22 protein-coding genes are annotated in these 20,860 nt (G+C 65.2%); 8 read left to right on the forward strand and 14 right to left on the reverse strand.

Annotated features, from left to right (window positions below):
* The first annotated feature begins 2 nt into the window (after window positions 1-2).
* Window positions 3-1,022, forward strand: coding sequence for a class 1 fructose-bisphosphatase (locus AC27VE_RS18455; protein WP_088590593.1), 1,020 nt, complete (start codon window positions 3-5; stop codon window positions 1,020-1,022).
* A 73-nt stretch (window positions 1,023-1,095) separates the two neighbouring features.
* Here the strand turns inward: AC27VE_RS18455 and AC27VE_RS18460 are convergent, their stop codons facing one another.
* From AC27VE_RS18460 to alaC, 4 genes are all read right to left on the reverse strand, one after another.
* Window positions 1,096-1,317: a YgdI/YgdR family lipoprotein gene (locus AC27VE_RS18460; protein WP_054423458.1), complete on the reverse strand. Its 222-nt coding sequence runs from the start codon at window positions 1,315-1,317 to the stop codon at window positions 1,096-1,098.
* A 175-nt stretch (window positions 1,318-1,492) separates the two neighbouring features.
* Window positions 1,493-2,902: a threonine synthase gene (gene thrC, locus AC27VE_RS18465; protein WP_427958645.1), complete on the reverse strand. Its 1,410-nt coding sequence runs from the start codon at window positions 2,900-2,902 to the stop codon at window positions 1,493-1,495.
* Complete coding sequence (locus AC27VE_RS18470; RefSeq protein WP_006224990.1) at window positions 2,899-4,203, reverse strand: homoserine dehydrogenase; 1,305 nt, start codon at window positions 4,201-4,203, stop codon at window positions 2,899-2,901. Before AC27VE_RS18470 ends, thrC begins: the two co-directional genes overlap by 4 nt.
* Before the next feature lie 191 nt (window positions 4,204-4,394).
* Window positions 4,395-5,582 (reverse strand): alanine transaminase, encoded by a 1,188-nt coding sequence (alaC, locus tag AC27VE_RS18475; protein ID WP_006224991.1) that lies wholly within the window; start codon window positions 5,580-5,582, stop codon window positions 4,395-4,397.
* 231 nt (window positions 5,583-5,813) lie between these two features.
* Between alaC and AC27VE_RS18480 the strand changes: the two genes are divergently transcribed.
* From AC27VE_RS18480 to AC27VE_RS18490, 3 genes are read left to right on the forward strand one after another with little or no spacing between them, the layout of a single operon-like run.
* Window positions 5,814-6,275 (forward strand): Mth938-like domain-containing protein, encoded by a 462-nt coding sequence (locus tag AC27VE_RS18480; protein ID WP_088590664.1) that lies wholly within the window; start codon window positions 5,814-5,816, stop codon window positions 6,273-6,275.
* Window positions 6,272-6,736 carry a peroxiredoxin gene (locus AC27VE_RS18485; protein ID WP_006224993.1) on the forward strand — a complete coding sequence of 155 codons (465 nt, stop codon included), beginning with the start codon at window positions 6,272-6,274 and terminating at the stop codon, window positions 6,734-6,736. The genes AC27VE_RS18480 and AC27VE_RS18485 overlap by 4 nt, the downstream gene beginning before the upstream one ends.
* Window positions 6,737-6,792: 56 nt before the next feature.
* On the forward strand, window positions 6,793-8,499 hold the full coding sequence (locus tag AC27VE_RS18490) for a PhoH family protein (protein WP_488704647.1): 1,707 nt from the start codon (window positions 6,793-6,795) through the stop codon (window positions 8,497-8,499).
* 79 nt (window positions 8,500-8,578) lie between these two features.
* Here the strand turns inward: AC27VE_RS18490 and AC27VE_RS18495 are convergent, their stop codons facing one another.
* From AC27VE_RS18495 to AC27VE_RS18525, 7 genes are all read right to left on the reverse strand, one after another.
* A complete protein-coding gene (locus AC27VE_RS18495; RefSeq protein WP_006218367.1) occupies window positions 8,579-8,710 on the reverse strand; it encodes an entericidin A/B family lipoprotein in 132 nt (43 codons plus the stop codon).
* A gap of 39 nt (window positions 8,711-8,749) precedes the next feature.
* Entirely contained in the window at window positions 8,750-9,445 is a 696-nt protein-coding gene (locus AC27VE_RS18500; protein ID WP_488704648.1) for a fumarylacetoacetate hydrolase family protein, read from the reverse strand.
* A 119-nt stretch (window positions 9,446-9,564) separates the two neighbouring features.
* Complete coding sequence (locus AC27VE_RS18505) at window positions 9,565-9,867, reverse strand: Dabb family protein (protein WP_006224996.1); 303 nt, start codon at window positions 9,865-9,867, stop codon at window positions 9,565-9,567.
* Window positions 9,867-11,744: an ABC transporter permease gene (locus AC27VE_RS18510; RefSeq protein WP_006224997.1), complete on the reverse strand. Its 1,878-nt coding sequence runs from the start codon at window positions 11,742-11,744 to the stop codon at window positions 9,867-9,869. Before AC27VE_RS18510 ends, AC27VE_RS18505 begins: the two co-directional genes overlap by 1 nt.
* Window positions 11,745-11,757: 13 nt before the next feature.
* Complete coding sequence (locus AC27VE_RS18515) at window positions 11,758-12,450, reverse strand: ABC transporter ATP-binding protein (RefSeq protein WP_006224998.1); 693 nt, start codon at window positions 12,448-12,450, stop codon at window positions 11,758-11,760.
* A 1-nt stretch (window position 12,451) separates the two neighbouring features.
* On the reverse strand, window positions 12,452-13,213 hold the full coding sequence (locus tag AC27VE_RS18520) for an ABC transporter ATP-binding protein (RefSeq protein ID WP_006224999.1): 762 nt from the start codon (window positions 13,211-13,213) through the stop codon (window positions 12,452-12,454).
* A gap of 10 nt (window positions 13,214-13,223) precedes the next feature.
* Entirely contained in the window at window positions 13,224-14,003 is a 780-nt protein-coding gene (locus tag AC27VE_RS18525) for an SDR family NAD(P)-dependent oxidoreductase (protein ID WP_006225000.1), read from the reverse strand.
* A gap of 174 nt (window positions 14,004-14,177) precedes the next feature.
* Here AC27VE_RS18525 and AC27VE_RS18530 point away from each other — a divergent pair, with 174 nt between their 5' ends.
* From AC27VE_RS18530 to AC27VE_RS18545, 4 genes are all read left to right on the forward strand, one after another.
* Window positions 14,178-14,576, forward strand: a complete 399-nt coding sequence (locus tag AC27VE_RS18530; protein ID WP_006225001.1) for a cupin domain-containing protein — start codon at window positions 14,178-14,180, stop codon at window positions 14,574-14,576.
* A gap of 81 nt (window positions 14,577-14,657) precedes the next feature.
* On the forward strand, window positions 14,658-15,869 hold the full coding sequence (locus AC27VE_RS18535; protein WP_454676388.1) for an ABC transporter substrate-binding protein: 1,212 nt from the start codon (window positions 14,658-14,660) through the stop codon (window positions 15,867-15,869).
* Window positions 15,869-16,630 carry an SDR family oxidoreductase gene (locus AC27VE_RS18540; protein ID WP_488704649.1) on the forward strand — a complete coding sequence of 254 codons (762 nt, stop codon included), beginning with the start codon at window positions 15,869-15,871 and terminating at the stop codon, window positions 16,628-16,630. The genes AC27VE_RS18535 and AC27VE_RS18540 overlap by 1 nt, the downstream gene beginning before the upstream one ends.
* 15 nt (window positions 16,631-16,645) lie before the next feature.
* Window positions 16,646-17,482 carry an IclR family transcriptional regulator gene (locus tag AC27VE_RS18545; RefSeq protein ID WP_488704650.1) on the forward strand — a complete coding sequence of 279 codons (837 nt, stop codon included), beginning with the start codon at window positions 16,646-16,648 and terminating at the stop codon, window positions 17,480-17,482.
* On the opposite strand, the gene ppa is transcribed toward AC27VE_RS18545, so the two are convergent.
* The 3 genes from ppa to AC27VE_RS18560 are packed head-to-tail and all read right to left on the reverse strand — an operon-like array spanning window position 17,483 to window position 20,858.
* On the reverse strand, window positions 17,483-18,013 hold the full coding sequence (ppa, locus tag AC27VE_RS18550; RefSeq protein ID WP_006225005.1) for an inorganic diphosphatase: 531 nt from the start codon (window positions 18,011-18,013) through the stop codon (window positions 17,483-17,485).
* 32 nt (window positions 18,014-18,045) lie between these two features.
* Entirely contained in the window at window positions 18,046-19,659 is a 1,614-nt protein-coding gene (locus AC27VE_RS18555; protein WP_427958637.1) for a heme biosynthesis HemY N-terminal domain-containing protein, read from the reverse strand.
* A gap of 5 nt (window positions 19,660-19,664) precedes the next feature.
* Entirely contained in the window at window positions 19,665-20,858 is a 1,194-nt protein-coding gene (locus AC27VE_RS18560; protein WP_052017881.1) for a uroporphyrinogen-III C-methyltransferase, read from the reverse strand.
* Window positions 20,859-20,860: the final 2 nt, after the last annotated feature.

Genomic DNA, 20,860 nt, shown 5'->3' on the forward strand with positions numbered 1-20,860 from the left:
TTTTGAAACGTAAAACTCTGACTCAGTACCTGGTGGAGCAACAACGCTCCGCCCAAGCCCTTGCGCCGGAAGTGCGACTGCTCATCGAAGTGGTCGCGCGCGCCTGCAAGGCCATCAGCCATGCCGTCAGCAAGGGCGCCTTGGGCGGCGTCCTGGGCAGCCTGGAAAGCGAGAACGTCCAAGGCGAAGTGCAGAAGAAGCTGGACGTGCTGTCCAACGAGATCCTGCTGGAAGCCAACGAATGGGGCGGCCACCTGGCGGCCATGGCCTCGGAAGAGATGGAAACCATCCACCTGATTCCGAACCGCTACCCCAAGGGCGAATACCTGCTGCTGTTCGATCCCCTGGACGGCTCGTCGAACATCGACGTCAACGTGTCCATCGGCACGATCTTCTCGGTGCTGCACGCCCCCCACAACGTGTCGGGCGCTCCCGTCTGCGAGCAGGACTTCCTGCAGCCGGGCGACAAGCAGGTCGTGGCCGGCTACGCCGTCTACGGGCCGCAGACCATGCTGGTGCTGACCATCGGCAAGGGCGTGGTGGGCTTTACGCTTGACCGTGAGATGGGCTCGTGGGTGCTGACACACGACAACATCCAGGTGCCGGAAGACACCAAGGAATTCGCGATCAACATGTCGAACATGCGCCACTGGGCTCCCCCGGTCAAGCGCTACGTCGACGACTGCCTGGCCGGTTCCACCGGCCCGCTGGGCAAGGACTACAACATGCGCTGGATCGCCTCGATGGTGGCGGACGTGCATCGCATCCTGACCCGCGGCGGCATCTTCATGTACCCCTGGGATGCCCGCGAACCGGGCAAGGCCGGCAAGCTGCGTCTAATGTATGAAGCCAACCCCATGAGCTTCCTGATTGAACAGGCCGGCGGCGCATCGATCAACGGCGCCCAGCGCATTATGGAAATCCAGCCCGACACGCTGCACCAGCGCGTCAGCGTGATCCTGGGATCGAAGAACGAAGTCGACCGCGTGGGCCGTTACCACGCGGAAGAAGCGGCGAAGTAAATCTTTCCCGCAAAGCAAAAGCCCCTTGATTTCTCAAGGGGCTTTTTTCATTGCGCGAGACGCGCAGTGGGGATCACTTGACCTCTTCGATGGACTTCACGTCGTCCTTGTTGACCTGGACCTTCTTGCCGTCCTTGTCGTATTCATACATGCCGGACTTCTTGTCGTAAGACGGCGTGTCGGGCGTCACGGTCGAGCTTCCGTCCCGATTCTGAATGACCGAGGGCGACGAGCATCCGGCCAGCACCCCAACTCCGGTCACCACCAGGGCCAACGTCATGGTCTTCAGGTTCATGGGCGTGTTCTCCAAGTGTGATTAGGTGGATTCACTGTATCGGTAACCTGGCCCCAAATCCGTGTCGGGTTGTGGTCAAAATGCATAAGAACGTAATACACCCATCCCACATCGTAAAAAAACCCCTCGAGGCCAGGCCTTCGAGGGGTTTTGCGCTTACATAAACCGCAAGCGGTTACACCTTGGCGTTCGCCTCAATGAAATGGCGGACGGCGGCGACGCTGCAATCCATGACTTCCACGCGTTGCGGCAGCGATTCCAGATTGGCGAGGTTGCCCGGAGGCGTGGCAGGACGGCCCAGCGCCTCTTCGATGGTTTCGGAGAACTTCGCCGGCAAGGCGGTTTCCAGGACCAGCATCGGCACGCCCGGTTCGATGAATTCGCGCGCGACCTTCACGCCATCGGCCGTATGCGGGTCGACCAGCACGCCGGTCCCTTCGTAGACCGAACGGATGGTCGCCAGGCGGTCTTCGTGCGAGCTGGCGCCCGATACGAAGCCATAGCGCGATTCGAACTGCGGTTTCAGGTCGGACAGGTCGAACGAGCCGTCCTTGGCCAACGACGTCCACAAGGCCTTCACGCGGGCCGGATCGCGGCCCACCAGCTCGAACACGAAGCGTTCGAAGTTGGATGCGCGCGAAATGTCCATCGACGGGCTGGACGTGGCGTAGGTCTGTTCGGCCGGACGCGGACGGTAGATGCCCGTGCGGAAGAATTCTTCCAGCACGTTGTTCTCGTTCGTGGCCAGGACCAGGCGGCGCACCGGCAAGCCCATGCTGCGCGCGATATGGCCCGACAGGATGTTGCCGAAGTTGCCCGAGGGCACGGCGAACGACACCTGCTGGCCCGGCTTGTCGGTTGCGCGCAACCAGCCGTGGAAGTAGTACACCACCTGGGCGGCGATGCGCGCCCAGTTGATGGAGTTCACGGCGCCCAGGCGGTACTTCGTCTTGAACGCCAGATCGCCGGCCAGGGCCTTGACGATGTCCTGGGCTTCATCGAACACGCCGCGCACGGCGATGTTGTGGATGTTCTCGTCTTGCAGCGAATACATCTGCGCGCGCTGGAAAGCACTCATGCGGCCATGCGGCGACAGCATGAAGACGGCCACGCCCTGCTTGCCGCGCAGCGCGTACTCGGCCGCCGAGCCCGTGTCGCCGGACGTGGCGCCCACGATGTTCAGCGTGGTGCCGCGCTTGGCCAGCACGTATTCGAAGACCTGGCCCAGGAACTGCATGGCCATGTCCTTGAAGGCCAGCGTCGGTCCTTCGGACAGGCCCAGCAGCGACAGGCCGCCGTCCAGCGGACGCAGCGGGACGATGTCTTCGCTGTTGAAGATCTCTTGCGTGTAGGCCGCGCGAGTCAGGCGGCGCAGGTCGTCCGCCGGGATGTCGGTGGCGAACAGCGACAGCACTTCGAAGGCGAGGTCCGCGTAGGACAGGCCGCGCCAGGATTCGAGCGTCTGCTCGGACACCTGGGGCAGTTGTTCCGGCATGGCCAGCCCGCCGTCGGGCGCCAGGCCTTCCAGCAGGATGTCGGAGAACCCCTGGGGATTCATGCCGCCACGAGTAGAGAGGTATTTCATGTCAAGTTCTCCACGCGCAATCGCGTGACCTTGGACCGCACGAACGGCAAGGACTCGATGCGCTCGATGGCTTGGTTGACGTTGCCTTCCACGGCTTCGTGCGTCAGGAAGATGATGTCCGCGCCGCCGATGTGCGACGGCTGCTGGATCATCGACCCGATCGAGATGGAGCGGTCGGCCAGGATGCGGGCGATGTCCGCCAGCACGCCGGGCTGGTCGTCCACCCGCAAGCGCAGGTAGTACGACGTGCTGACGAGTTCGATCGGCAGGATCGGCGTGTCGGACATGGCATCCGGCTGGAAGGCCAGGTGCGGAACGCGGTTGCCCGGGTCGGCGGTGTGCAGGCGGGTGACGTCCACCAGATCGGCCACGACGGCCGACGCGGTGGGCTCTTCGCCCGCGCCCTGGCCGTAGTACAGCGTGGGGCCGACGGCGTCGCCCTTGACCAGCACGGCGTTCATCGCGCCTTCGACATTGGCCAGGAGGCGCTCGGACGGCACCAGCGCCGGATGCACGCGCAGTTCGATGCCGTCGGGACGGCGCTTGGTGATGCCCAGCAACTTGATGCGGTAGCCCAGGCGTTCGGCGTGCTCGATGTCTTCAGCGGCCAGCTGCGAAATGCCTTCGATGTAGGCGCGGTCGAACTGCACCGGCACGCCGAAGGCCAGCGAGGCCAGCAAGGTCAGCTTGTGCGCGGCGTCCACGCCTTCCACGTCGAACGTGGGGTCGGCTTCGGCGTAGCCCAGGCGTTGGGCCTCGGCCAGCACGTCGGCGAACGGCAGGCCGCGCGAACGCATTTCCGACAGGATGAAGTTGGTGGTGCCGTTGATGATGCCGGCCACCCACTGGATGCGGTTGGCGGTCAGGCCTTCGCGGATCGCCTTGATGATGGGGATGCCGCCGGCGACTGCCGCTTCGAAGGTGACCATCACGCCGCGCTCGTAGGCGGCGGCGAAGATCTCGTTGCCGTGCTTGGCCAGCAGCGCCTTGTTCGCGGTGACGACGTGCTTGCCGTTGGCGATGGCTTCCATCACCAGTTCCAGCGCCAGCGTGTCGCCGCCGATCAGTTCGACGACGATGTCGATTTCGGGATCGCGCACCAGCGCGTGCACATCGGTATCGACCTTGATCGAGTCACCCACGCGGGCGCGGGCCTTGACCACATCGCGCACGGCGGCGCGCGTGACTTCAATGCGGCGGCCGGCGCGGCGCGCGATTTCCTCGGCGTTGCGAGACAGCACGGTCCACGTGCCGCCACCGACTACGCCCAGACCGAGCAGGCCCACCTTCATGGGATTCATCGCGCCGCCATCTGCGGGCGGGCGTTGAGGGGAATTCATTTCAGTTCTCCAAATTGCTGTGCGATGCTGTACAGCACCGGTGACGCAAAAACAGTTGCTGCCCTATCGGGATGCCGCGGCTCCGGCTCCGCCGGTCCGCAGGCATGCCCCCTTGAGGGGGAAGCGCGCAGCGCTGCGGGGGTGGGCTCCCATCATTTCAGCAAGCCGTCCTTGCGGAACATCTCTTTGATGCCTCGCACCGCCTGCCGGGTGCGCTGCTCGTTTTCGATAAGAGCGAAGCGGACGTAGTCGTCGCCATACTCGCCGAAGCCGATCCCGGGGGACACGGCCACTTTCGCATCCGACAGGACACGCTTGGCAAATTCCAAAGAGCCCATCGCCCTGTAGGGCTCGGGGATCTGCGCCCAGATATACATGGACGCCTTGGGAATCTCCACATTCCAACCTGCTTCATGCAGACCGCGCACGAGCACGTCGCGGCGGCTTTGGTACTGGGCCACGATCTCGTTCACGCAGTCCTGCGGGCCGTCCAGGGCGGCGATGGACGCCACCTGGATCGGCGTGAACGTACCGTAGTCGTGATAGCTCTTGATGCGCGCGAGCGCGTTGACCAGTTCGCGGTTGCCGACCATGTAGCCGATGCGCCAGCCGGCCATGTTGTAGCTTTTGCTCATCGTGAAGAACTCGACGGCGACATCGCGCGCGCCGGGCACTTGCATGATGGAAGGCGCCACGTAGCCGTCGAAGGTGATGTCGGCGTAGGCCAGGTCATGCACGACGAGGATGTCGTGTTCCTTGGCCAGCGTCACCACGCGTTCGAAGAACGACAGGTCCACGCACTGGGCGGTCGGGTTGCTGGGAAAGCCCAGCACCATCATTTTAGGCTTCGGGATGGACTCGCGCACCGCGCGTTCCAGTTCCTCGAAGAAATCCACGCCCGGCGTCATGCGCACGGACCGGATGTTGGCGCCGGCGATGACGGCGCCATAGATGTGGATCGGGTAGCTGGGGTTGGGCACCAGCACCGTGTCGCCGCGGTCCAGCGTGGCCAGCATCAGGTGGGCCAGGCCTTCCTTGGACCCGATGGTGACGATGGCTTCGGAATCCGGGTCGAACTCGACTGCGTAGCGGCGCTGATACCAGTCGCAGATGGCCTTGCGCAGGCGCGGGATGCCCTTGGACACCGAGTAGCCGTGGGTGGTCGGGCGCGAGGTGGCTTCCACCATCTTTTCGACGATGTGCTGGGGGGTCGCGCCGTCCGGATTGCCCATCGACATGTCGATGATGTCTTCGCCCCGTCGACGCGCCGCCATCTTGAGTTCGCCGGTGATGTTGAAAACATACGGGGGCAAACGCTCGATGCGGGAGAATTTCCTCATGATGGGAATCCTTAAGGGACGAAAGGCAAAAACCGGGGCGCGGCCGCGCGTAGGGGAAAGCGGCTCAAAGCCGCGCCAGCACACGTTTGCAGCGCAACAAAACCCTGTAATCTAGCGCAAGCGCGGCTAGGCGGCAAATGGGGCGGAAAAACCCCCATTTCCCGAGTGGATACAGAGCAACATCTGTACATCCTGATGCGCTATTATCAAGCCACAAAGCCGGAGTTTTTATTGAAGCTGCATACCGATCCTGCGACGGCCGCTCTGAACACCGTCACCGCTTACGGTGAGGGTTATATCGAGGTCAACCAGGTACGTTTTTCCTCCTCGGTGGCCTTTGGCCCCGAAGGCGAAGTGACCGAATGGCCCGTTGAGTCGCCGGCCGACATTACCTCCCCCCTGTTGCACCAGGCGGCCGGCTTGACCGAGCCCGTCCGCGATCCCATGGCATTCCTGGACGAACCGGAAGCCGCCCCCAGCCGCCCGGCCAATGCGCCCGAGGTGCTGCTGGTCGGCACAGGCGCCCGCCAGCAATTCCTGCGCCCCGAAGTGTTGCGTCCCCTGTTGGCCATGGGCATCGGCGTCGAGATCATGGACACGCACGCCGCCTCCCGCACCTACAACATCCTGATGGCTGAGGGCCGCCGCGTCGTGGTCGCCCTCATCCCTCCCAATGGAGAATCCCAGAAATGACGCCCAGTATCGGCAAGCCCGCCCCGCAGTTCACCGCTGAAAGCACCATTGGTCCGATCAGCCTTGAACAATGCCAGGGCCGTGCCGTCATCCTGTACTTCTACCCCAAGGACAACACCCCTGGCTGCACGACCGAAAGCCAGGACTTCCGCGACCTGAACGCCGAATTCCTGGCAGCCAGCGCGGTGGTCATCGGCATCTCGCGCGATTCGCTGAAATCGCATGAGAACTTCAAGGCCAAGTACGAACTTCCTTTCCCCCTCATCTCCGACGCCGACGAAACCGTGTGCAACCTGTTCGGCGTCATCAAGCAGAAGAATATGTATGGCAAGCAGGTGCGAGGCATTGAGCGCAGCACCTTTTTGATCGATGCCTATGGCGTGCTGGTGCAGGAGTGGCGCGGGGTGAAGGTCCCGGGCCACGCCAAGGAAGTCCTGCAGGCCGCAAAAAGTATCGGTTAGCCGTACAGGAACACCCGTCAGGCGCTATAGCCGGCCCACACTGGAGAGTGACGCATATGCCGCTTCCGAAGTTGCCTACCCGCCCCGCAGCCATCCTGACCTTCCCCTCGGGCGAAACCGCCCGGGCGCAGGCCCGCACCACCAAGACTGCCGCTGCGCGGTCCAACACCCAAGCCGTACTTGCCGAGGACGACGAGGACGAGCTGCTCGTCCAGCCTGAACTCGACGGCATGGCGTCTCCGGCACGCAAGGCGCAGATTCCCGCGCCGACCCGCCAGGTGCCGCCGCCACCTCCTGCCGCCACCCCCGCCCGCACGGAAGCGCGTGCGGCCAAACCCGCCCAGACGGCCTCCAAGCGCGCCAAGCCGCGCGCCCAGAACGAGCCGCGCAAGCTGTTCGTGCTGGACACCAACGTCCTGCTGCACGATCCCAGCTCGCTGTTCCGGTTCGAAGAGCACGACATCTTCCTGCCGATGATGACGCTGGAAGAACTGGACCACCAGAAAAAGGGCATGTCGGAAGTGGCGCGCAACGCGCGCCAGGTCAGCCGCTCTCTGGATGCGCTGGTGCAAGACACCACCCAGCTGGACGAAGGGCTGGAGCTGACCAAGCTGGGCAACAAGGACGCCACCGGTCGCCTGTTGTTCCAGACGACCGCCATCCACAGCACCCTGCCCTCCGACCTGCCGATGGGCAAGGCCGACAACCAGATTCTGGGCGTCGTCCGGGCTCTGCAGGAAAAGTACCCGCAGCGCGAAGTCGTGCTGGTGTCCAAAGACATCAACATGCGCTTGAAGGCGCGCGCGCTGGGCATGGCCGCCGAAGACTACTTCAACGACCACGTCCTGGAAGACTCGGACCTGATGTATTCGGGCGTGATGCAGTTGCCCGAAGATTTCTGGAACAAGCACGGCAAAGACGTCGAGTCCTGGCAGCAAGGCGGCACCACCTTCTACCGTATCCACGGCCCGCTGTGTTCGCAGTTCGTCGTCAACCAGTTCGTCTACTTCGAAGGCCAGATGCCGCTGTACGCGCAAGTGCGCGAAGTCAGCGGCAAGATGGCGGTGCTGGCCACCCTGCGCGACTACACCCACGGCAAGAACAACGTCTGGGGCATCACGGCGCGCAACCGCGAACAGAACTTCGCCATGAACCTGCTGATGAACCCGGAATGCGACTTCGTGTCGCTGCTGGGCCAGGCGGGTACCGGCAAGACGCTGCTGGCGTTGGCGGCAGGCATCACGCAGGTGCTGGAGACCAAGCGCTACACCGAAATCATCATGACCCGCGTCACGGTGCCCGTCGGTGAAGACATCGGTTTCCTGCCCGGCACGGAAGAAGAGAAGATGCTGCCGTGGATGGGCGCGCTGGAAGACAACCTGGATGTGCTCAACATGGGCGATGGCGAGGGCAACGGGGACTGGGGGCGCGCCGCCACCATGGACCTGATCCGTTCGCGCATCAAGGTGAAGTCGCTGAACTTCATGCGCGGCCGCACGTTCCTGAACAAGTACCTGATCATCGACGAAGCGCAGAACCTGACGCCCAAGCAGATGAAAACGCTGGTGACCCGCGCGGGCCCTGGCACCAAGGTGATCTGCCTGGGCAACGTCGCCCAGATCGATACGCCGTATCTGACCGAAGGCAGTTCGGGCCTGACGTTCGTCGTCGACCGCTTCAAGGGCTGGCCGCATTCGGGGCACGTCACGCTGCAGCGCGGCGAACGTTCCCGCCTGGCCGACTACGCGGGGGATGTGCTGTAGGGCATCCGCGCTACCGGCATGAAAAAAGCCCCTTGAGTCATCAAGGGGCTTTTTTTTGCCGTGGCAACGACGCCGACGATTACTTGTCGGCGGCGTTGGTGATGGCGTTGCCGGCCCGGGACATGTCACGACCCATGCCCGCGACGGTATTGCAACCGGCGAGCACGAATCCGAACACGACAAAGGCGGTCAGCACGATCTTGCCGCGCATGCTGGAACTCCTGAACAATAGAAAGAGGCGGTGCCGGAATCAGGCGATCTGCACGCGCAGTTCGCCCAGGCCTTCCACGCCGCCGGTGATCACATCGCCTTGCACGACCGCGCCCACGCCTTCCGGGGTGCCGGTGAAGATGATGTCGCCCGGCTGCAGTTCGAACAGGCCCGACAGGTACGAGATGCTTTCGGGGATGTTCCACAGCATCTGCGAAATGTCGCTGGACTGCTTGCGCTGGCCGTTCACGTCCAGCCAGATCGCGCCCTTGTCCAGCGTGCCCACGACGCTGCGCGGGTGGATCGGGCCCATCGGGGCGGACGCGTCGAAGGCCTTTCCGATTTCCCAGGGGCGGCCCTGCTTCTTCATTTCGCCTTGCAGGTCGCGGCGGGTCATGTCCAGGCCCAACGCATAGCCCCACACGCATTCATTGGCTTCTTCGACCGGAATATTGCGGCCGCCCTTCCCCAGCACCACGACCAGTTCCATCTCGTAGTGCAGGTTGGAGGTCTTGGGCGGATAGGCCATCTTGCCGGTTTCGCCATCGGCCACGCTCAGCACGGCATCAGCCGGCTTGCAGAAGAAGAACGGGTCTTCGCGGCCGGTGAAACCCATTTCCTTGGCGTGCTCGGCGTAATTGCGGCCAACGCAATACACGCGGCGGACCGGGAACAGCGCGGCGCTGCCGGCAACGGGAACCGCGACGGGCGGCTGGGGAGGTAGTACGTAGTCCATGAGCGATCAACCTATGACAAATACGTGAGGCGGGCAGTTTTATCTTGGGGCGGCCCGGATATCGAAAATCATCCGCGAGTTTATCGCTTTCCCGGGCGCAAGGCGCGAGCCTTGCGCGTTCAGGAAAACGTAGGGATATCCCCATCGAAAACGACCAGGCGTTCGATGAAATCGGCCATGTAGGCCTTCATCTCCTGGTGCGCCGGGGACACCTGGTAGCGATCATGCGCGGCGCCATCCGCAAAGGCGGCCACGACCGCGTGGGTCAGGCCGTCAGAGCGTGCGGCCTGGTTGGGCCGGAAGGCGTATCCGGCCACCCCGTCGCATTCCGCCAGGACCCGGTCGCAGTAAGCCTGGACCCGCCCATGGAATTCCGCATCGGCCGCCGCCGACAGTTGCAACATCACGACATGCAGGAACATCAGGACTCCTTTTTCACGCGGGTCGCGGCCAGCCAGACGCGCGACACCAATCCCATGATGCCGTCTCGCAACAGCAGCACGCACAAGACAAAGATCGCGCCCTGGACGATCAGCACCCAGGACCCCAGCGGCGCCAGGTAGTTCTGCAGCGACACGAAAGTCAGCGCCCCCGCAAGCGGCCCGAATACCGTGCCGATGCCGCCCAGCAGCGCCATCAACACGACTTCGCCGTTGGCATGCCAGTGCACGTCGGTCAGCGAGGCCACGCCGAACACCAGCACCTTCAGCCCGCCCGCCAACCCCGCCACGGAGGCCGACAGCGTGAACGCGATCAGCTTGTAGCGCGACGTGGAATACCCCAGCGACCGGGCGCGTTGTTCGTTGTCGCGCACCGAGCGGATGACTTCGCCGAACGGGGAATTCAGCACGCGCAGGACGAAGGCGTAGCCCAGCGCGAACACGGCCAGCGTGAAGTAGTACATCGGCATCACGCTGTTCAGGTCGAAGACGCCGAAGAGCTTGCCGCGCGGCACGCTTTGCAGCCCGTCCTCGCCGCCGGTGAATCCTGCTTGCACCGCGATGAAGTAGACCAGCTGCGACAGCGCCAGCGTGATCATCGCGAAGTAGATGCCCTGCCGCCGGATCGCGATGGCGCCGAACAGCAGGCCCAGCAGGCCGCCCGTCACCACGCCGGCCAGCAAGCCCAGTTCCGGCGTGGCGCCGAACAGCTTCATGACGATGCCGGTGGCATAGGCTGCCGCGCCGAAGAACGCCGCATGGCCGAAGGACAGCAGGCCCACATAGCCCACCAGCAGGTTGAAGGCTGCCGCGAACAGGGCGAAGCACAGCACCTTCATCAGGAACGTGGGATACACGAACCAGGGCGCGATCAACGCCACCACCGCCAGCACCGCCATCGACACGCGCATCGCGCGCCGGCTCAGTTGCACAGGTTGCCTCGTCGCTTCCGCGGCCAGCACGTTCTGCACCTGCAGGGGCTTGCCGAACAGCCCCGCCGGCTTGCACAGCAGCACCAGCACCATGATGATGAAGATCGCCAGGTTGGCGGCTTCGGGGTAGAAGACCTTGGTCAAGCCTTCGATGATGCCCAGCCCGAAACCGCTGACGATGGCGCCCATGATGGAGCCCATGCCGCCGATCACCACCACCGCGAACACGACCACCACCAGATTCGATCCCATCATCGGACTGACCTGATAGATGGGCGCTGCGATCACGCCCGCCACCGACGCCAGCGCGACGCCCAGCGCATAGGTCAGTGTGATCAGCAGCGGCACGTTGATGCCGAACGAACGCACGATCGTCGGGTTTTCCGTCGCCGCGCGCAGCATCGCGCCCACTCGCGTCTTCTCGATCAGCACCCACACGGCCAGGCACAGCACCAGCGACACCGCCACGGCCCAGCCGCGGTACCAGGGCAGGAACATGAAGCCCAGGTTGACGCCCCCGGTCAGCGCCTTGGGGATGGTGTAGGGCAGCCCCGACACGCCATAGGCCTGGCGCAGGCCGCCTTCGATCAGCAACGCAATGCCGAAGGTGAGCAGCAGCCCGTACAGATGGTCCATGCGATAGGTGCGCGAGATCAGCAAGCGCTCCGTCACGATGGCAAACACCGCCATGATGAGCGGCACCAGCACAAGCGCCGCCCAGTAGTTCACGCCCAGGTAGTTCAACAGCATCCAGGCCAGGAACGCGCCCGCCGTGTACTGCGCGCCATGGGCGAAGTTGATGATGTTCAACAGGCCGAAAATCACCGCCAGGCCGATCGAGAGCAAGGCGTAGAAAGAACCGTTGATCAGGCCAAGCAGCAGCTGGCCGAACAGCGCCGTGGACGGCACTCCGAAAATTTCGAACACAGGCATTCTCCTCTCAGACGCCCAGGCGACGCGCGATCCGGGCAGGATCGCGGCGCGCTTCATCCGCCGACAGCCGGTCGACCACGCAGCCATGCTCCATGACGTAGTGGCGGTCGGCCACCTTGGTCGCGAAGCGGAAGTTCTGCTCGACCAGCACGATGGTGAAGCCCCGCTCCTTCAAGGTGCGGATGGCTTGCCCGATCTGCTGCACGATGACGGGCGCGAGCCCTTCGGTGGGTTCGTCCAGCAGGATCAACTGAGCGCCCGTGCGCAGGATGCGCGCGATGGCCAGCATCTGCTGTTCACCGCCCGACAGGTTGCCGCCCGAGCTGGCACTGCGTTCGCGCAGGTTGGGGAACAGCGTGTAGATCTCGTCCAGCGACATGCCGCCCGCGGCCAGGCGCGGCGGCAGCATCAGGTTTTCGGTCACGTTCAGGCTGCGGAACACCGCGCGCTCCTCGGGGCAATACACCACGCCCAGGCGCGGAATGCGGTGCGGCGCCATGCCCACCGTTTCCTGCCCGTTCAGGCGGATGGAGCCGCGCCGCTTGTCCAGGATGCCCATGATGGCGCGCAGGGTCGTCGTCTTGCCCGCGCCGTTGCGGCCCAGGATGGTGACGAGTTCGCCCCGGTTCACGTCGATATCCACGCCATGCAGCACGTGCGATTCGCCGTACCAGGCATTGAGGTCTTTGATCGCCAGCATCTCAGTGCGTCTCCTCGTCAGAGCCCATATAGGCGGTGATGACGCGCTCGTCGCGGGAGACGGCTGCGTAGTCGCCCTGCGCCAGCACCGCGCCGCGCGCGAGCACGGTGATGGTGTCGGACAGGTCGGCCACCACCGACAGGTTGTGCTCGACCATGAGGATGCTCCGGTTCACCGACACGCGCCGGATCAGCGCGGCGATGCGGGCGACGTCTTCCTGGCCCAGCCCCGCCATGGGCTCGTCCAGCAGCATGATCTCGGGTTCCAGCGCCAAGGTCATGGCGATTTCCAGCGCACGCTTGCGGCCGTAAGGCAGCAGCGCAGCCGTGGTCTCCGCCAGCGGCGCCAGGCCCACCGCGTCCAGCAGCTCCATCGCGCGGCCATTCAGGCGGTCGACGCTGCGCCGGCTGCGCCAGAAGCGCAGGCCGTCGCCATGCTGGCGCATCAGCGCCACGCGCATGTTCTGCAGCACGGTCAAGCCCAGGAACACGGCGGATATCTGGAATGAGCGGACGATGCCCAGGCGCGCGATCTGCTCCGGCGCAAGAGAGGTGATGTCGCGGCCGCGGTAATGGATGACGCCCGCATCCGGCGTCAGGAATTTGGTCAGCAGGTTGAAGCAGGTGGTCTTGCCGGCGCCGTTGGGGCCGATCAGCGCGTGGATGGAGCCTTCTTGCAGGGCGAGGGTCACGCCATCGACGGCATTGAAGCCGCCGAACCGCTTGACCAGCCCCTGGGCGGACAGAACCGCTTGGGTGCTCATGGGGGCGCTCCTACATGCGGGCCAACAGGCCGCCGTCAATCGCCAGGACGTGCCCGTTGACGAACGACGCGCCCGGCGACGCCAGGTAGACCACGGCAGGCGCAATGTCTTCCGGCGCGGCCCAGCGCCCGGTCGGCACGGCAGACGACAGGAACGACTGGAATTGCGGATTGTCCTGCAGCCCTTGCGTGAAATCCGTGCGGACGAAACCCGGCGCAAGCGCGTTGCAGGTCACGCCGCTGGCGCCGTATTCCACGGCCAGCGCCCGCGTGAACGCCGCGATGGCGCCCTTGGCGGTCGCGTACGCGGCGATGTTCGGCATGGTCGCCTGCCCTGCCACCGACGACATCAGGATGATGCGGCCGAAGCCGCGCTTGCCCATCCCGGGCAAGACGGCGCGGGCGCAATGGAACGCGCCGTTGACGTGCACGTTCTGCAGCGCCTGCCACTCGGCCGGCGTCATCTCCACCACGGGTTTGCGGTTCTGGTTGCCGGCATTGCTGACCAGCACGTCGATGGCCAACCCGGCGGCCTCCAATTGGGCGACAGCTGCGGCCACCGCCTCGCCATCCGCCACGTCAAACGGTGCGCTGCGCGCCTTGATGCCATCCGCGGCCAGCTGCGCGCAGGCGGCATCGCAGGCCTCGATCGACAGGTCGTTGACGACGACCTCCGCGCCGGCCATCCCCAGGCCCCGCGCGATGGCGAAGCCCAACCCCCTGGCTGCCCCCGTCACCAGCGCGACGCGCCCCGCCAGACCGAACGTCTGGTCCAGATAGTCGTGTTTCAAGCTTGTCTCCTTGTTTTATATGCACCGGATCTCTGGGTCCGGCCTGTGTCGCCTTTGCTTCGTCGATGCAAAAACAAAGTTGACATCAATCTCAATATACGCGACTATTTTTAAACACTCAATAACAAGATTTTTACTTTATCTTCAATAACGAGTTACGGCTAGGAGACAACCATGGCCCTCGAAACCCCCGGCTGCCCTGCGGCCAATGCGCTGCCGCCGCTGGCCTCGCGCTTCCTGAAAGTCGCCGATCTGCCCTGGAAACCCACCCAGGTGGAAGGCATCGAAATGAAGGTGCTGATGCAGGACAAGGAGTCCGGCTTGCTCACCGCCCTCTTCCGCTGGCAGCCCGGCACCGAACTGCCGCTGCACGAGCACGTGGAAGTCGAGCAGACCTATGTGCTGGAGGGATCCATCGTGGATGCCGAAGGCGAAGTGTGCGCAGGCGACTACGTCTGGCGCCCGCGCGGCAACCAGCACGTGGCGCGCGCGCCCAACGGCGCGCTGGTGTTGAGCTTCTTCCTGAAACCCAATCTGTTCATCGACGCCTACGCCGGCCAGACGCTGGAGTAGGCCGACCCGCCGTGCAAGACCCCGCATGACCGCCCGGCACAGGGCGGCGCGCAAAGAACCAAGCCCCCGAGGAGACACCCCATGAAGACCCGTATCAAGAACAGCCTTGCCGCCTGCGTGCTGGGCACCCTGTCCCTGTCCGCCCAGGCGCAGGTGTCGGACGATGTCGTGAAGATCGGCGTGCTGGGCGACCAGTCCGGCATGATGGCCGACCTGTCCGGCAAATTCGGCGTGGAAGCCGTGAAGATGGCCGTCGAGGATTTCGGCGGTACCGTGCTGGGCAAGCCCATCGAAGTGATTTCCGCCGACCACCAGAACAAGGTGGACATCGGCGTGTCGATCGCGCGCCGCTGGTATGAAAACGACAAGGTCGACCTGATCCTGGACGTACCCAACTCGGCCATCGCGCTGGCGGTGCAGGACCTGACCCGCCAGATGAAACGCGTCGTGATCTTCACCAGCGCGGGGTCGGCCGATCTGACGGGCAAGGCCTGCTCGCCCAACGGCATGCACTGGACGTACGACACCTACGCCTACGCCACGGGCGTAGCCAACGGCGTGATGGAGGACGGCGGCAAGAGCTGGTACTTCATCACGTCCGATTACGCGTTCGGCCATTCGCTTGAGCGCGACGCAATGGCGGTGGTGAAGGCCAAGGGAGGCCAGGTCGTCGGCAGCGTACGCCACCCCATCGCCAGTTCGGACTTCTCGTCGTTCCTGTTGCAGGCGCAGGCCTCCAAGGCGCAGGTGATCGGCCTGGCCAACGGCAGCGGCGACACCATCAACAGCATCAAGCAGGCGTTCGAGTTCGGCATCATGGGCAGCAAGCAGCGCGTGGCCGCCCTATTCATGAGCATCGTGGACGTACGCAGCGTGGGCCTGGAATATGCCCAGGGCCTGAACCTGGTCGAACCCTTCTACTGGGATCAGGACGACAAGGCGCGCCAATGGTCCGAACGCTATTTCAAGCGCACCGGCCGCATGCCTTCAATGGTGCAGGCCAGCAACTACAGCGCCACGATGCATTACCTGAACGCCGTCAAAGCCGCCGGCACCGACGGGTCCGAACCCGTGCTCAAGAAAATGCACGACACGCCCATCAATGACTTCATGACGGAAAACGGCCGCATCCGCGAAGACGGCCGGGTCATGCGCGACCTGTACCTGTTCCAGGTGAAGAAGCCGTCCGAGTCCAAGCGCGACTGGGACTACTACAACCTGGTGCGCAAGATCCCCGCCGAGCAGGCCTTCCGCCCGCTGAAGGACGGCGGCTGCGCGTTGGTGAAGTCGTGATGGCCGGCGCGCTTGGGCTTCTGGCCGGCAAGCGCGCCGTGGTCACGGGGGGCGCCAACCCCCGTGGCATCGGCGCGGCCGTCGTCGAACTCTTTCTTGCGCAAGGCGCGACGGTGGCCGTGCTGGACCAGGCTTATCCCGAAAGCGCCGCCCCCGCGCTGGCGCAGGGCCGCGTGGACCTGCATTGCGACGTGTCGCAGGCCGCGTCCTGCGAAGCGGCCCTGGCCCATGCGGCGCAAGTGCTGGGGGGCGTGGATATCCTGGTCAACAATGCGGGCATCGTCGCCGCCACGCGCATCTGGGATCTGGAAGAAGACGAATTCCGCCGCATGATCGACGTGAACCTGACCGGGACCTACAACGTCACGCATGCAGCGTTGCCGGCCCTGCTGGAAAGCACCCGGCGCCCCGCCATCGTCAACCTGGGCTCCACCGCCGCCTTGCGCGGCGGCGGGCTGCTGGGCGGATCGCACTACGCGGCCTCCAAGGGCGGCGTCATCAGTTTCACCAAGGCGCTGGCCCGCGAGCTGGGGCCGCGCGGCGTGCGCGCCAACTGCGTGGCGCCGGGCATTATCGAAACCGACATGACGCTCGGCAAATTCGGCGAAAATTGGGAACAAGAACTCAAACAGGGCATTCCGTTGCAACGTTTCGGCCTACCCGCCGACGTCGCCCAAGCCATCCTTTTCCTGGCCTCGGACCTGTCCTCCTACTCAACCGGCATCGTGGTCGACGTCAACGGCGGCTTCCACATTCACTAGGCATTCCCAGAAGCAATGAGCACTCCCGACCGCATGCTGTCCATCCTCGACCTCTTTCGCGACGGCACCACCGCCGCGTTCCAGGAAGACGTCATGGCGCATCTGGAGTGCTCGCGCGCCACCGCCTACCGGTATCTGAAATCGCTGACCGAAAGCGGCCTGTTGGCCCCAACCGCCGGCGGCGCCTACGTGCTGGGGTCGCGCATCATCGAACTGGACCGGCACCTGCGCCAGCACGATCCGCTGATGCGCGCCGCCCGCGACGTGATGCGCGCCACCGGCGACGAGCTTCACGCCAACCTGATGCTGTGCAGCTACTACGGCGACAAGGTGCTGTGCGTGGACCGCTACTGGACGGACAACTCCATCGAATCCAGCTATGCGCGCGGCCGTCCGTTCCCGATGTTCCGGGGCGCCACCGCCAAGCCCATCCTGGCCAATCTGCCGCCCTACCAGTTGCGCAACCTGATGCTGTGGCATGCGGCCGAAATCCGCGAAGCGGGGCTGGGGGAAGACTGGGATGCGTTCCGCGCAAACCTGAAACGGCTGCGCACCGCGGGCGTGTGCGTCTCGCATGGCGAGGTCGACCGCGGCCTGATGGGGATCGGCGCGGCGATCTTCAGCGGGGAACAGAAAGTGGTCGGCAGCCTGGTGTTCATCGCCTCGCAAGCCCATACCTCAGCGGCGCGCCTGGACATCCTGCAGGCGCGGATCCAGGTGGCGGCAGCCGAGGTTTCCCAGAACTTGCAGGCTCCGCAAAGCAACGGCGCGGCGGCGATCGGCATTATGCCGTCGCGGCCGCGCCGCATCAGAGCGCCGGCCGGTGCAGCACCGGCGCGGCCCAAAGCCTGATCAGGCCTTGTTGTAGCGTTCCACGCTGTTCACGATTTCTTCGTGGGCAGCGTCGACGCCCTTCCAGCCCTTGACCTTGACCCACTTGCCCTTCTCGAGATCCTTGTAGTGCTCGAAGAAGTGCTGGATGCGCGCGACGTCTTCGGTCGGCAGATCCTCGTAGGACTTGATGTTGCGGTACGGGGGGTACAGCTTTTCGATCGGCACGGCCAACAGCTTGGCGTCGCCGCCCGACTCGTCGTCCATTTCCAGCACGCCGATGGCGCGGCAGCGCACGACGGCGCCGATCTGGATCGGGAACGGAGTCAGCACCAGCACGTCGGCGGGGTCACCGTCGTCGGACAGGGTCTGCGGGATGTAGCCGTAGTTGCACGGGTAGTGCATGGCCGTCAGCATGAAGCGGTCAACGAAAATCGCACCCGTTTCTTTGTCGACCTCGTACTTGACCGGGTCGGCGTTCATGGGGATTTCGATGATGACGTTGAAGTCTTCCGGCAGCTTCTTGCCAGGGGAGACGCGATCAAGACTCATGATTCAACCTTGTTGTTTGTCTGAAGAAATGTTCAAAGCGAGCCGTCGTCCTTGAACGGCGGCTTGGTGGCCGGCACCGGCACCGCGGCAGGCGCGGGCTTCGGGCTGGCGGGAGGCGCCGGCGAGTACGTCGGCACGGGCTCGTCGAAAGCCGCCGCCGGAATCGGGGCGCTGTCGAAGTACTCGTCGATGTCGGACGTGCCGCCAGCCAGCGGCGCGTCTTCGGGCGCCAGCGCGCGGTCGCGCTGGTCCTTCTTCACGCGCGCATCCGGATCCAGCACGTAGTCGGAGGCCGACGCGGCCACCGAAGGCGGCAGCGCCGGGTAGTCGCCGCCAATATCGGCGTCGCCGTCCGCGTCCGACAGCCCCACCGCATAGCCGCCTTCGGCGTCCACGCGGTAAGGGTCCGAACCGGTATCCGCGGCCGGCAGTGCCGCATCCGCCGCCAGCACCGGCAACGCCATGCTGGCCGCCGTGGCCAGGCGCCAGTGGCGCACGGCATCGGCCGGACGGTCCAGGCGGTCGTACAGGCTGCCCAGCAGCGCATGCGTCTGCGCATCGCTGCGGCGGCTGAGGCTGCGCAGCAGATAGCGTTCCGCTTGGCCCCACAGCTGGCCGTTCAGGCACAGCATGCCCAGCGCGGTCAGCAGGTCGGGATCCGTGGGACGCTGTTGCAGCCAGGTTTCAGCCTTGGCCAAGCGACGCGACACCTGCTCGGCTTCGCACCGGGCATAGGCCGCCACCAGCGTCGGATTGAACTTCACGGCGACCGCGGCTTCCAGCACGCGGGCGGCTTCGTTGGCTTCGCCGGCCGCGTCGAATGCGGCGGCGCCAGCCAGCGCGATGTCGGGCAGCAGGCGCTCTTCGGCCTTCAGGTCTTTCCAGATGGCGCGCCAGGCTTCGCTGTTGGCCGCGGCACGCAAGCGCGCCGCGCCGGAAGCGTCGATCAGGGCATCGGCCTCGTTGCGGGCCAGCGCGTTGCGGCGCACCAGGCCGCGGGCCAGCGTGAAGACCTGCTCATTGTGATGCAGCGCGGTGTGTGCGCGCAGCAGCAGGCGCATGGTGTGCAGGTGGCGGGCACCGCCATCGGCCAGCGGCGCCAGCACTGCCAGCGCACGTTCGGCGCGGCCTTGGTCCAGCAGCATATCGGCCGAGACCGTGGCCGTGGCTTCCACCAGGCCCGGCTCGGTGCCGGCGTGTTCTTGCGCGGTGGCCAGCAGGCGGTCGCGGCGGTCGAATTCGCCCAGGCCATGCGCGGCGCGCGCCGCGGACAGGGCTGCCAGCACGCGGCGAGTCTGGACCTTGGTCTGCTCAAGCAGCTTGGTCAGATCCTTTTCGGCATGGGTATAGCGGCCTTCCAGCAGGCCGATCCAGCCGCGCTCCAGCAATTCGTGGTCGCGCGCCTGGGCGCGTTTGCCGCGCCAGACGCGGACGCGGTCGGGGATGGCCAGCAGCCACGCCAGCAGGCGCAGGCCGATGTACAGCACGATGAAGGCCGCGACGATCAGCAGGACCGCCAGCGTCAGCGACATCCCGATGCGCCAGGGCCAGACCAGCAACAGCACGTTGCCGGAATGGGAGCGCAGCACCACCGCCAGAGCGACGGCGATGACGGCAAGCAGCAGAGTCCAGAACCAGGTACGCATAAGGCTCAGTCCTGCCCGCTAGTCTTGAAACCCGCGGCGCGCAAGGCAGCCACGGCGTTCAGGCTGTCGGCCACTTCCGGCATGCGCACGGCGATGTCGGTCTGCGCCAGTTCGCGCGCCAGCGTCTGGGCGGCGACGGTGTCGGGGGAGCGGTTGTCGAAGTACTTGGACAGCGTGACGCCGATGTTGTCGAGCTCGCTCTTCCAGACGGCGGGCTGGCGCATGAGCATGGCCAACTGGACGGTCAGCAGGCGTTGGCGCAGCGTGCCGCGCACCTGGTCGGCCTGTTCGGGCGACAGCAGCAAGGCGGCCGGCTCGTCCACGCGCTGGATGGTGATCAGGCCGCCCAGTTCCTGCGCCAGCGCGGAACCCGCGCGGCCGGGCCACGACACCACTTCGGCACGCCAGCGCTGCCACCACGGGGCATCGGCGGGCAAACCAGCCTGGGGGTCAACCACGGGCGCAGGGGCCACGGCCGGGCGGCTTTCGCCAGCGGCAGCCACACCCGGGGCGGCGGCATCCGGCACCAGCAAGGGGGCCTTGCCGACCAGCGACACCAGGCGTTCGATGCGGGCCGACTGGGCGGGGATGTCTACGGTGGACACGGCACGCAGGCGGTCCAGGTCGCCGTTGATGGCCTGTTGCAGGCTGGAGAAGCGCGGACGGTCGGCGCGGGCCAGGCGGGACTGCGCGGTTTCCAGCGCCACGATGGCGTTGGACACGTTGCCGGCCAGGCGCAATTGCTGATTGGCGATGGTCAGCAGGCGTTCGACGTCATTGGCCAGCAATTCGTCGCTGGCGCTGTCGTTGAAGTTCTGCCAGGCCTGCTGCAGCGCGTTGTATTGGCTTTGCGTTTCGCGCACGGTGTCTTCAAGCTCGCCCACGCGGCCGGCCTGGGCTTGCGCCAGGGCCAGGGCTTCGCGCGTGTCCTTGCGGGCTTGGGCCACGTCGGCCGTCAGCGTGTCGATGCGCGACGCGACCTCGCGCCCGGCGGACACGAACTGCGTGCGCTGTTTCCACAGCGCGTATCCCAGGCCAACGGCCAGCAGGATGACGATTATCAGGGCGGTGACCAACGGGCCACTGCCGCGCTTGGCCGGACGGGCCTTGACGGAATCGGCCGGGGCCGATGCGGGCGCGCTTGCGCCCGGGGCGGCCGTGTTAACGACCGGATCGGTAGCGGGAGTCTTGTCTGTCATGA

This window comes from Achromobacter sp. 18P8.1.1, from assembly GCF_057799415.1.

Coding starts and splice junctions, on each gene's coding strand:
- AC27VE_RS18460 (WP_054423458.1), bottom strand. CDS start 1,317: ATGAACCTGAAGACCATGACGTTGGCCCTGGTGGTGACCGGAGTTGGG.
- thrC (WP_427958645.1), bottom strand. CDS start 2,902: ATGAAATACCTCTCTACTCGTGGCGGCATGAATCCCCAGGGGTTCTCC.
- AC27VE_RS18470 (WP_006224990.1), bottom strand. CDS start 4,203: ATGAATCCCATGAAGGTGGGCCTGCTCGGTCTGGGCGTAGTCGGTGGC.
- alaC (WP_006224991.1), bottom strand. CDS start 5,582: ATGAGGAAATTCTCCCGCATCGAGCGTTTGCCCCCGTATGTTTTCAAC.
- AC27VE_RS18485 (WP_006224993.1), top strand. CDS start 6,272: ATGACGCCCAGTATCGGCAAGCCCGCCCCGCAGTTCACCGCTGAAAGC.
- AC27VE_RS18490 (WP_488704647.1), top strand. CDS start 6,793: ATGCCGCTTCCGAAGTTGCCTACCCGCCCCGCAGCCATCCTGACCTTC.
- AC27VE_RS18495 (WP_006218367.1), bottom strand. CDS start 8,710: ATGCGCGGCAAGATCGTGCTGACCGCCTTTGTCGTGTTCGGATTCGTG.
- AC27VE_RS18500 (WP_488704648.1), bottom strand. CDS start 9,445: ATGGACTACGTACTACCTCCCCAGCCGCCCGTCGCGGTTCCCGTTGCC.
- AC27VE_RS18505 (WP_006224996.1), bottom strand. CDS start 9,867: ATGTTCCTGCATGTCGTGATGTTGCAACTGTCGGCGGCGGCCGATGCG.
- AC27VE_RS18515 (WP_006224998.1), bottom strand. CDS start 12,450: ATGCTGGCGATCAAAGACCTCAATGCCTGGTACGGCGAATCGCACGTG.
- AC27VE_RS18520 (WP_006224999.1), bottom strand. CDS start 13,213: ATGAGCACCCAAGCGGTTCTGTCCGCCCAGGGGCTGGTCAAGCGGTTC.
- AC27VE_RS18530 (WP_006225001.1), top strand. CDS start 14,178: ATGGCCCTCGAAACCCCCGGCTGCCCTGCGGCCAATGCGCTGCCGCCG.
- AC27VE_RS18535 (WP_454676388.1), top strand. CDS start 14,658: ATGAAGACCCGTATCAAGAACAGCCTTGCCGCCTGCGTGCTGGGCACC.
- AC27VE_RS18540 (WP_488704649.1), top strand. CDS start 15,869: ATGGCCGGCGCGCTTGGGCTTCTGGCCGGCAAGCGCGCCGTGGTCACG.
- AC27VE_RS18545 (WP_488704650.1), top strand. CDS start 16,646: ATGAGCACTCCCGACCGCATGCTGTCCATCCTCGACCTCTTTCGCGAC.
- ppa (WP_006225005.1), bottom strand. CDS start 18,013: ATGAGTCTTGATCGCGTCTCCCCTGGCAAGAAGCTGCCGGAAGACTTC.
- AC27VE_RS18555 (WP_427958637.1), bottom strand. CDS start 19,659: ATGCGTACCTGGTTCTGGACTCTGCTGCTTGCCGTCATCGCCGTCGCT.
- AC27VE_RS18560 (WP_052017881.1), bottom strand. CDS start 20,858: ATGACAGACAAGACTCCCGCTACCGATCCGGTCGTTAACACGGCCGCC.